The following is a 9,482-nucleotide window of genomic DNA, read 5'->3' as shown; positions in this document are numbered from 1 at the left end:
ACCGGGCCCGCGGCATGCCCGGCCGGGCCCGCGGCCGGGACCCGCACCGCCGGGCCCGGGGCGTGCCCGCAACCGTCCTGCGGACCCTGCCCTCTCGACCCCGGGACGAGCGGCGGGGTGCGGTGGCGCCGGGGCGCGCGGGCACGGGCGCGGGAGGGCGGGGCGCGGGGTCCGGGCGCACGGGGTCCGGCACGGGCGGTCTCGGAGCAGTGCGGGCCCCGCCCCTCAGGACCCCGTCCGGCTCCTTCTCCTTCCTCCCGCCGGCCGATGCGCGCACGACGATGCCCCGCGCGGTGTGTCGCGCGGGGCATCGTCCCCCTCGGCCCCCGGACGGGGGCGGCGGCCGTCAGTGGCGGCCGCGCAGCCTGCCGAGCAGGCGCCGGGCCTGGGCGCGCCGGCGGGGGTCGGCGGCGGCCCGCCGGACGGACGCCGTCGCGGCGCGGCCCTGCGGTCCGCGGGCGAACCGCTTGATGCGTGCCAGCAGTGCGGTCATGGGATTCTCCTCCGGTCGAGTGGGCGGGACGGCTTCCGGCGGGGCGTCGCCTACCGGAAGAAGGCCAGGCAGTAGTCGACGAGCCGCATCCGGTGCGGCTGGTCGTCGTCGTCCCGGTCGGGGCCGGGACCGGGCTCGAAGGGCGGGGCCTGCTCGATCAGCCGCTTGGGGCAGCCGAGGTGGAGGGTCTCCCTGCCCGGGTCGATCGCGGTCACGACGGCGGCCGGGACGACGATCCGCCGGTCGGGCAGCCAGGGGCTCGTGTCGACCACGACGTGGGCGCGGCCGGCCGCCGACTCGTGCGTGTCGACCGTGCCCGCGAACCCGTCCGCGGCCTCGACCCGGTACCCGGTCAGATCCAGGTGTGCCGCGGGTGCCGCGGCCTTTCCGTAGGTCCACATGTCGTGCGCCATGTCCGCCGCCTTCCCTGTCGTCGGGGACGGACGTCCCCGGGCTCCGGTTCCTGCCCCTCCGTGTTGCCCGTCCCCGCCGTTCCACACCTCCCGGGTCCCGGGACTCCGGCGGGAGGCCGGTCCGGACCGACTCGGTGCGGGAGAAAACGTTCTGAGGAGACGTCAGGAAAGCGGGCCGGGGAAGTACGGGGCGGGAGCGAGGGGGGCCGACGCCGTCCGGGAGCCGTCCGCGTTCCCCGGCCGGGGAGGGGGCGTGGCCCCGTCCCCGGCGGGCCGGCCCAGGGAACCCGTCAGGGTGAGGCCGAGCGTGACCACGGTCGCCGTCACGGCCCCGGCCGCCCCGGCGCGGCGCCTCGGCCGGCCGGGTCCGGGGGCGGCGGCGCGTCCGGCGGTGCGGCCGGCGGTGCGCGGGTCGGCGAGGACCCGGGCGCAGGAGGCCGCGTCGGGCCGGACGCCGGGGGACCGGTCCGTCATGGCCGTCAGCAGGCGGGCGAGTTCCGCGGGCAGGCCGGCCGGCAGCACGGGGGAACGGTTCAGGTGGGCCACGGCCGCCTCCAGCGGCGTTCCCCCGTACTCCGCCTCGCCCTTCAGCGCCTCCAGGAGCACCAGGCCGAGGCTGTACACGTCGGCCGAGGGGCCCGCGTACCGGCCCAGGGCCTGCTCGGGCGCCATGTAGGAGGCGGTCCCGACGAGCGTGCCGGCGCTGTCGGGCACAACGTCCGCGGCGTCCGCGGGCGTGTCGAAGCGGCGGGAGATGCCGAAGTCCGAGAGGTGCGGGGCGTCCGCCCGGTCCAGCAGGATGTTCGACGGCTTGACGTCGCGGTGGACGACCCCGCGGGCGTGGACGTGCGCGAGGGCCGAGGCGAGGACGGCGCCCGTCCGGCAGGTCTCGGCGGGCGTGAGCGCCGAGCGGGCTATCCGCCGCCGCAGGGTCGTCCCGCGGACGAGCTGGAGCACCAGGAAGGGCCGTCCGCCGTCGTCGCCGGTGTCGTAGAGCGTCACCAGACCGGGGTGGTGCATCCGGGCCAGGAGGCGCGCCTCCTGGCCGCACTGCACGTCGGTGCGGCGGGACTCCGAGGGGCGGAAGACCTTCACGGCCACCGGGCGGCGCAGCCGCAGGTCCAGCGCCTCGTAGACGTCCGCGGCGCCGCCGCGGCCCAGCAGGCGTTCGAGCCGGTACCGGCCGGCGACGGGGCGTTCCGTCGGCGTGGGGTGCGGCTGGGCGTGCCTCGCGCGGACCTGCATCGGTGCTCCTCGGGGGTGGGGCCGGCGGCGGCCGGCGGGCCGATCGACGGGGCGGTCGCCCGCCGTTGCGTGCGCGGGCCCGCGCCTGTCGCGTGCCCCGTCGGTCCATGAACATCCCCGGCGGGGCCGAGGAGCGGGAGCCGTGCGGACGGCGGGGCGGGAGGAAGCGCGGCCGAGGAGCGGGAACCGTGCGGGCGGCGGAGGGCACGGGGCGGGCGCGGGGGCGGAGGGCACGGACGTGCGCGGGGGCCGGGCGGGGACGCGTACCGAACTGCCCCCGGGAGACGGCGGAATGATCCCCGCAGACCCGGGTACCCGGACGCTGTCCAACCCGTAGGGAGGAGCATCCATGGGCCTGGGACTGTTCATCATCATGATCGCCGTCGGCGCCATCCTCACGTTCGCGGCCGACTGGGAACTCGAAGCGGTCGACCTCGACCTGGTCGGCCTGATCCTGATGGCGGTCGGCATCCTCGGAACCGCCGTCTACACGAGCGTTCTTCGCCGCCGTCGGATGGTGGTCCCGCCCGTGGCACCCGCGGTCACCGACGACGACCGGCGTGACCTGCTCTGAGCCGGCCCGCACCGCGGCGCCGCGCGACCCACGAACAAGCGACGAAGGAGTGACAGCGATGAGCGACCCCCTGTGGTCCTACAGCACGGAGTCCGGCCACCTGGCGGGCACCGACCTCACCGGATGGCGGGTCGAGGCGGCCGACGGGCACATCGGCAAGGTGGACAAGCACTCCGACGAGGTGGACGACTCCTACCTGGTCGTGGACACGGGCGTCTGGATCTTCGGCAAGGAGGTGCTGATCCCGGCGAGCACGGTGACCCGCGTCGACCTGGAGGAGCAGGTCCTCCACCTCGCCCTCTCCAAGGAACAGGTGAAGGACTCGCCCGAGTTCGTCTCGGACAAGCACCTCGCCGACCGCCAGTACCGCGAGGAGATCGGGCAGTACTACCGCCCGAACTGGCCCTTCTCGGGCGGCATGGGGCCCATCTGACGGACCGGCGGAGGAACGGCCGCGGGCCGTGCGGGCAGAGTCCGCGCCAGGGACCGGCGGCACGAGGCGGCGCGGGCCGGACGAGTCGTCGTCCTGCCCGCGCCGCCTCGTGCCGCCACGGGCCGGGCGGCGGTGCCCGGACCTCCGCACGCCCCCGACACGCCTCGGGAAAAACCCGGAATGGGTGCGTGAGGGGCGGGTAGGCGGGTGGAGGAGCGCATGGGACTGCCCTCCCACCGCCCCGCTCGCGGCCACCCCCCACGCCGCGGGCCGGCGGTCTCTCGACCGCCCCGGCACCCGTTCCCCCCTTCCGGTGCCGGGGCGGTCGCCCGTTCGGGGACCGCGGCGGCGAGGCGGAGGGGAGCGGCGGCCACGGTGCCGCCCGGCGGCCCGACCGCCCGGCGGCCCCGGCACGCTTTCCACGGGCACCCCGCCTTCCACCGACGGCGGCCCGTGCCCCGACTTCCGGTGGTGTCCCCGATCCGCTCGGCGGCGCCCCCGACACGATTTCCGGTGGTGTCCCCGATCCGCTCGGCGGCGCCCCCGACACGACTTCCGGCGGCGTCTCCGACACGAGCGGTGACGCCCCGGCACGGCTTCCGGTGACGGTCCCGTCCCGGAAGGCCGCGGTTCCGTCCGACGGCCCCAGCGCCACGGACCGGAGCGGCGGGAGCCGTACGCATCCTCCCGCCGCGACCTCCGTCGCGCCGCGCGGACGGAACGGGCGGCGCGCCGTGCGGACCGCGCGGCGCGCCGCCGCCGGGGTCCTCGCGCCCGATGATGGGCGGAGCGCCGCCGGACCAGGGTGGTGCGGGGTCCGCTCCCGCCCCACGTACTCAGAGGAGGTTCTTCATGGACGGACACAACGGCGGTACGCCGCGGGGCGAGCGGGACGGTTCGCAAGGCGACGGGAAGGCCGGGGGGCGGGGCACCCGCGCGGGCGGACGGGGCGAGACGGAGGAGGAGCGCGCGGACCGGCGCTGGCAGGAGCTCCTGCAGGAGATCCGGGTCGCCCAGACCGGCGTCCAGATCCTCCTCGGTTTCCTCCTCACCGTGGTCTTCACCCCGCTCTTCCACGAGCTGGCGCAGACCGACAAGACGATCTACCTGGTCACCGTCGTCCTCGGCTCGCTGGCGACGGGCGCGCTGATCGGACCCGTCTCCTTCCACCGGATCGTCTCCGGCAGACAGGTCAAGCCGCAGGCCGTCGCCTGGGCCTCCCGGCTCACCTTCGCCGGCATCCTGCTCCTCCTCGCGACGCTGACGACCGCCCTGTTCCTCATCCTGAGGGTGGCGACGCACGACCCGTACGTGCCCTGGCTGGTCGCCGGCGTCCTCGCCTGGTACCTGGTCTGCTGGTTCGCCCTGCCCCTGTGGGTCCGCTCGCACTACACCACCGACGACTGACCTCACGCCTTCCGGTCCGGGCCGGTCCGGGCCGACTCGGTCCGGACCGGCCCGGGCCGATCCGGGCCCATCCGATCCGGGCCCATCATCCGATCCGGCTTCGGTCCGGCTCCGGTCCGGACCGGCCCGGGCGCGACGGAGGGGCGGCCCGCCGACCGGCGGGCCGCCCCTCCGTTCCGTACGGGGGTCCGTGGGATCAGTGCTTGAAGGCGTCCTTCGCCTTCTCCTTGGCGGTGCGCGCGTCGCCCTTGGCCTGCTCGGCCCGGCCCTCGGCCTCCAGGCGCTCGTCGCCGGTCATCCGGCCGGCCGCCTCCTTGACCTTGCCCTTGGCCTGCTCGCCCTTGGCCTTCATCTTCTTCTCACCGGACACGAGGAACCACTCCTTCTCGGTACGACACCTCTGACGCGTCTGCCATGCCTGACGCACCTGGTGCATCTGATGCATCTGGCACAAGGACGCCTGACCGCTGACGGCGGGAACAAACCTCCCGAATCCGGCGTACCGGCTCAGCCGGTGCCCGACGGGAGGTTCTCCTTGATCTTGGCGATGGCGAAGCCCCACCCCTGCGACACCGTCGGCCTGCCCGGCACGGCCACCTCCGCGGGATTGGTCACCACGTCCAGCAGCACCGGGCCGGGCAGCGCCAGCGCCTCGCGGACGGCGTCGTCCAGCTCGCCCGGCTCGGTGACGCGGATGCCGGTCAGCCCGAGGGCCCGGGCCACCGCCGCGAAGTCGGGGTTGTCGAGGACCGTCCCGAACTCGGGCAGCCCGGCCTGCTCCTGCTCCAGCTTGACCATGCCCAGCCGGCGGTTGTCGAAGACGACGAGCTTCACCGGCAGGCGCTCGGAGCGGATGGTCATCAGGTCGCCGAGCAGCATGCCGAGGCCGCCGTCGCCGCAGAAGGCCACCACCTGGCGGTCCGGCGCCCACAGCTGGGCCCCGATGGCCTGGGGCATCGCGTTGGCCATGGAGCCCAGGTTGTACGAGCCGATGAGCCTACGCTCCCCGCGCATCCGCACGAACCGCGAGAGCCACACCGTGGCCATGCCGGTGTCGGAGGTGAAGATCGCGTCGCGGTCCGCGTGCCGGTCCACGGCGGCCGCGAGGGCCTCGGGACGGATCTCCTCCACCCGGTTGTCGAACATCGCCCGCACCCGCCCGAGCAGCCGCTTGTCGTGGGCGGGGTCGGCGAGGTCCGCCTGGCCCTCCTCCCAGCGCGCGAACCGCTCGCGGGCCCCGTCGAGGTGGTCCCGCGAGGCGACGGGGGAGAGCAGCGGCAGCAGGGCCCGCAGGGTCGCGCCCACGTCGCCGGCGAGACCGACGTCCACCGGGACGCGGCGGCCGAGGTGCTCCTCCCGGACGTCGATCTGCACGACGCGGCAGTCCTGCGGATACCAGTCCCGGTAGGGGAAGTCGGTCCCCAGCAGGATCAGCGTGTCGCACTCCTCCATGGCCCGGGCCGCGGCCGGGTTGCCGATGAGTCCGGTCTGGCCCACCTCGTACGGGTTGTCCTCCTCGAAGCCCTCCTTGCCCTTCAGGGTCAGCACCATCGGCGCCGAGAGGAGCTCGGCGGTGCGGAGCACCTCCTCCCGGGCGTCCCGGGCGCCGCGTCCCACCAGGAGGGTCACCCGGGAGCCCCGGGAGATCGTCTCGGCGGCCTCGGCGAGCGCCGGGTCGTCGGGGCGGGTGACGGCCGGGCGGGGCAGCGCGAACCGGGGCGGGCGGTCCTCCTCGACCTTCCGGTCGCCGAGGTCGCCGGGCACGGTCAGCACCGCCACGCCGCGCCGGGTCACGGCGGCCCGCACCGCGGACTCCAGCAGCCGCGGCATCTGGTCGGCGGAGGTCACGGTGGCCCGGTAGACGGCCACGTCGCGGAAGAGGAGGTCGTTGTCCACCTCCTGGAAGTAGTCGCCGCCCATTTCGGACAGCGGCACCTGGCCGCAGACCGCCAGGACCGGCGCCCCGCTCTTGGCCGCGTCGTACAGTCCGTTGAGCAGGTGCACCGAGCCCGGTCCCACCGTGCCCATGCAGACGGCGAGCTCGCCCGACAGCTGGGCCCGCGCCCCGGCGGCGAAGGCCGCCGCCTCCTCGTGCCGGAATCCCGTCCACTCGATGCCCTCGGTGGTCCTGATGGCGTCGGTCAGCGGGTTGAGGGCGTCGCCGACCACGCCGAAGACGTGGCCGACGCCGAGGTCCGCCAGACCGTCGACGATCACCTGTGCGACGGTACGGGTCATGGGGTCTCCCTTCACGGAGGTCGCCGGCCGGTTCACCGGAGGGTGAACCGGTCCGGATGTGCTGCCTTCCAGTCGCCTGCCCACGACGGGGGCACCGATGCGGACGCCAGGAGCTGCCCGGGGCCGAGCGGCTCGTACAGCTCGGCGTGGGATCTGACCGCGTCCGGTCCGACCCGGCGCAGGAGCATCCCGGGCCCGAGGTCGCCGGGGCCGTCGGCGCCCATGGCGGCCATGAGCTGCAGGGCGCTCGCGACGGTCGCCTCCTGGAAGCGCCGGACCCGCTGCGCCTTGTCCTCGACGTCGAGCGCGCGGGCGCGCCGGTGGTCCTGGGTGGCGACGCCGACCGGGCAGGTGCCGGTGTGGCAGCGCTGGGCCTGGATGCACCCGAGGGCGAACATCATGGCCCGGGCGGAATTGGTGTAGTCGGCGCCCTGGACGAGCCGCTTGACGATGTCCGCGCCGGTGGCGATCTTGCCGGAGGCGCCGATCCGGATCCGGTCGCGCAGGCCCGTGCCGACGAGGGCCCGGTGCACCGTGGTCAGGCCCTCGGTGAGGGGGAGGCCGACGGTGTCCGCGAACTCCAGCGGGGCGGCCCCGGTGCCGCCCTCCGCCCCGTCGACGACGATGAAGTCGGGCAGGACGCCCTCCTCCAGCATCGCCTTGCAGACGGCGAGGAAGTCGCGGCGCGCCCCCACGCACAGCTTGAAGCCGACCGGTTTGCCGCCGGACAGCTCCCGCATCCGGCCGACGAAGCGCACGAGCTCCCGGGGGGTGCGGTAGACGCGGTGGTACGGCGGGGAGATCACCGTGCGGCCCTCGGGGACGCCCCGGACCGCGGCGATCTCCCGGCTGACCTTGGAGGCGGGCAGCACGCCCCCGATGCCGGGCTTGGCGCCCTGGCTGATCTTCAGCAGGACGCAGGCGACCTGGTCGAGGGCGGCCCGCTCGGCGAACCGCCGGGGGTCGAAGCCGCCGTCCTCGGTACGGCAGCCGAAGTACCCCGTCCCGATCTCCCAGACGAGGTCGCCGCCGGGGGCGAGGTGGTGCTCGGATATCCCGCCCTCGCCGGTGTCGTGGGCGAAGCCGCCGCGCCGGGCGCCCTCGTTCAGGGCGCGGATCGCCCGGCCCGACAGGGAGCCGAAGCTCATCGCCGACACGTTGAGCAGCGCCATGTCGTAGGGCCGGGCGCACCCCGGGCCGCCGATCCGGACCCGGGGCGGCACGGAGGGCACCGGACGCGGGGCCATGGACGGGACCAGGTACTCGGTGCCGGTCCGGTCCAGTTCCAGCTCCGTGCCGAAGGGGTCCTCGGCGTCCGTCCCCTTCGCCCGCTCGTAGACGATGGAGCGGGTGTCCCGGTCGAAGGGCACGCCGTCGACGTTCCCCTCGACGAAGTACTGCTGCACCTCGGGGCGGATCGCCTCCATCGCGAACCGCAGATGCCCCAGGACCGGGTAGTTGCGCAGGATCGAGTGGCGCCGCTGGAGGACGTCGTACGACGCGACCGCGGCGAGCAGGAGGGCGGGGCCGGCCGCGCACCACCACCACGGGGACGCCAGGACGGCCGCGAGGCCGGTGGCGAGAGCGGCGAGTGCGGGGCAGGCCACGAGCAGAAACGTCACCATGGGCGGTCGTCTGTCCCCGACGGGCGCGGCCAAGCGCCCCGGCGACGGGCCGGCGCGGGAGGGCCGGCGGCGCGGCACACCAGGTTTGGCGCGGGCGTGTCCGGCGAGACGATCCCCATGAGCGCTTCGGAGAACAGCGAACGGAACCAGTTCCCCTGGGCCGGCCCGTGGGCCGTGCCGGACTACCCCGACCTGGCCCGGGACTACCCCGACCTGGTGCGGTCGGACGACCCCGACGTGGAGGAGCGGCACCCCCCGGGGAGCCCGGGGGAGCTGCGGCTCCTCCCCGCCCCGTTCGCCGAGAAGGCCCGTGCCGCCGCGTACGCGGCCCGCGGTGCCGGGAGCGGCCTGTGGAGCGGCGCGCGCGCCCACCGGGCGGCGACGGGCGGCGCGGTCGCGGGCGCGGCCGCCGCGCTCGCCCTCGCCCACGTGTGGGGACGGCGGGCCGGACGCCGTGCGGCCCGCCGCGGCCTCGGGCCGGTGGCCCTGCTCCTCGCACGCCGCCCCTGAGGCGCGGGGTCCCTGAGGCAGGCCGTCCCTGAGGCGCGGGGCCCCTGAGGCGCGGGGTCCCTGAGGCAGGCCGTCCCTGAGGCGCGGGGCTCCCGAGGCACGGGGCCCCGCCTTTTCCCTTCCTCTTTTCCCGTCGGGCGCGGGCCCGCTCGCCGTCCGGCCGGTCCCCGCCCCTCCACGACGCGACCGGGCCCGGCACCCTCCTGGCGGAGGTGCCGGGCCCGGTCGCGTGCTCAGGCGCTGAGGACCGAGTCGTCCTCGGTGCGCGCGCCCGGCAGCCGATGGCGGGCCGCGATCAGTGCCGCGTCCACGTCACGCGTGCCGGTGGAGACGCAGAGGGTGTACGCGACGTCGTCCAGGCGCCGGCGCACCTCCTCGCCGCCGTTCTCCGCCCGGAGCACCTTGAGCGTCTCGTACTGCTCGATGAGATTGCGCAGGACCACGGGATGGGCCATCAACACGTACTGCTCCCCTCGTCGCCGGGGCCGGGCCGCCCGGTTCGACGCGCGTGTACCCCGGCCGCGGCGTCCCATGCGCGCACCGC

The 9,482-nt window shown here is 75.6% G+C and carries 11 protein-coding genes; 4 read left to right on the top strand and 7 right to left on the bottom strand.

The window, feature by feature from the left end; translation table 11 throughout:
• Positions 1-346: 346 nt before the first annotated feature.
• The 3 genes from IE287_RS33570 to IE287_RS33560 all read right to left on the bottom strand — a co-directional run bounded on the left by IE287_RS33570 (position 347) and on the right by IE287_RS33560 (position 2,151).
• Positions 347-493 (bottom strand): hypothetical protein, encoded by a 147-nt coding sequence (locus IE287_RS33570; RefSeq protein ID WP_189853044.1) that lies wholly within the window; start codon positions 491-493, stop codon positions 347-349.
• A gap of 50 nt (positions 494-543) precedes the next feature.
• Positions 544-906 (bottom strand): PRC-barrel domain containing protein, encoded by a 363-nt coding sequence (locus tag IE287_RS33565; protein ID WP_189853043.1) that lies wholly within the window; start codon positions 904-906, stop codon positions 544-546.
• Between the two features lie 162 nt (positions 907-1,068).
• On the bottom strand, positions 1,069-2,151 hold the full coding sequence (locus IE287_RS33560; protein ID WP_189853042.1) for a serine/threonine-protein kinase: 1,083 nt from the start codon (positions 2,149-2,151) through the stop codon (positions 1,069-1,071).
• A 349-nt stretch (positions 2,152-2,500) separates the two neighbouring features.
• Here IE287_RS33560 and IE287_RS33555 point away from each other — a divergent pair, with 349 nt between their 5' ends.
• From IE287_RS33555 to IE287_RS33545, 3 genes are all read left to right on the top strand, one after another.
• A complete protein-coding gene (locus tag IE287_RS33555; protein WP_189853041.1) occupies positions 2,501-2,725 on the top strand; it encodes a DUF6458 family protein in 225 nt (74 codons plus the stop codon).
• A gap of 58 nt (positions 2,726-2,783) precedes the next feature.
• On the top strand, positions 2,784-3,158 hold the full coding sequence (locus IE287_RS33550; protein WP_189853040.1) for a ribosome maturation factor RimM: 375 nt from the start codon (positions 2,784-2,786) through the stop codon (positions 3,156-3,158).
• Between the two features lie 852 nt (positions 3,159-4,010).
• Positions 4,011-4,565 carry a DUF6328 family protein gene (locus IE287_RS33545; protein ID WP_189853039.1) on the top strand — a complete coding sequence of 185 codons (555 nt, stop codon included), beginning with the start codon at positions 4,011-4,013 and terminating at the stop codon, positions 4,563-4,565.
• A 196-nt stretch (positions 4,566-4,761) separates the two neighbouring features.
• Here IE287_RS33545 and IE287_RS33540 read toward each other — a convergent pair whose 3' ends face one another.
• The 3 genes from IE287_RS33540 to IE287_RS33530 form a co-directional block, all read right to left on the bottom strand.
• Positions 4,762-4,917: a CsbD family protein gene (locus IE287_RS33540; RefSeq protein WP_373307957.1), complete on the bottom strand. Its 156-nt coding sequence runs from the start codon at positions 4,915-4,917 to the stop codon at positions 4,762-4,764.
• A 155-nt stretch (positions 4,918-5,072) separates the two neighbouring features.
• The gene (locus IE287_RS33535) at positions 5,073-6,803 is read right to left on the bottom strand and encodes a thiamine pyrophosphate-dependent enzyme (protein ID WP_189853037.1); all 1,731 of its coding nucleotides are present in this window, start codon (positions 6,801-6,803) and stop codon (positions 5,073-5,075) included.
• Positions 6,804-6,835: 32 nt separating this feature from the next.
• Complete coding sequence (locus tag IE287_RS33530) at positions 6,836-8,428, bottom strand: FMN-binding glutamate synthase family protein (RefSeq protein WP_189853036.1); 1,593 nt, start codon at positions 8,426-8,428, stop codon at positions 6,836-6,838.
• Positions 8,429-8,545: 117 nt separating this feature from the next.
• Here IE287_RS33530 and IE287_RS33525 point away from each other — a divergent pair, with 117 nt between their 5' ends.
• Positions 8,546-8,938: a hypothetical protein gene (locus IE287_RS33525; RefSeq protein WP_189853035.1), complete on the top strand. Its 393-nt coding sequence runs from the start codon at positions 8,546-8,548 to the stop codon at positions 8,936-8,938.
• Between the two features lie 233 nt (positions 8,939-9,171).
• Here IE287_RS33525 and IE287_RS33520 read toward each other — a convergent pair whose 3' ends face one another.
• On the bottom strand, positions 9,172-9,399 hold the full coding sequence (locus IE287_RS33520; protein WP_189853034.1) for a DUF5133 domain-containing protein: 228 nt from the start codon (positions 9,397-9,399) through the stop codon (positions 9,172-9,174).
• Positions 9,400-9,482 lie beyond the last annotated feature (83 nt).

It is taken from the genome of Streptomyces omiyaensis (assembly GCF_014650895.1).
Lineage (GTDB): Bacteria > Actinomycetota > Actinomycetes > Streptomycetales > Streptomycetaceae > Streptomyces > Streptomyces omiyaensis.
Note: the sequence above shows the minus strand (reverse complement) of the source record. Positions and strands in the feature narration are given on the sequence as shown.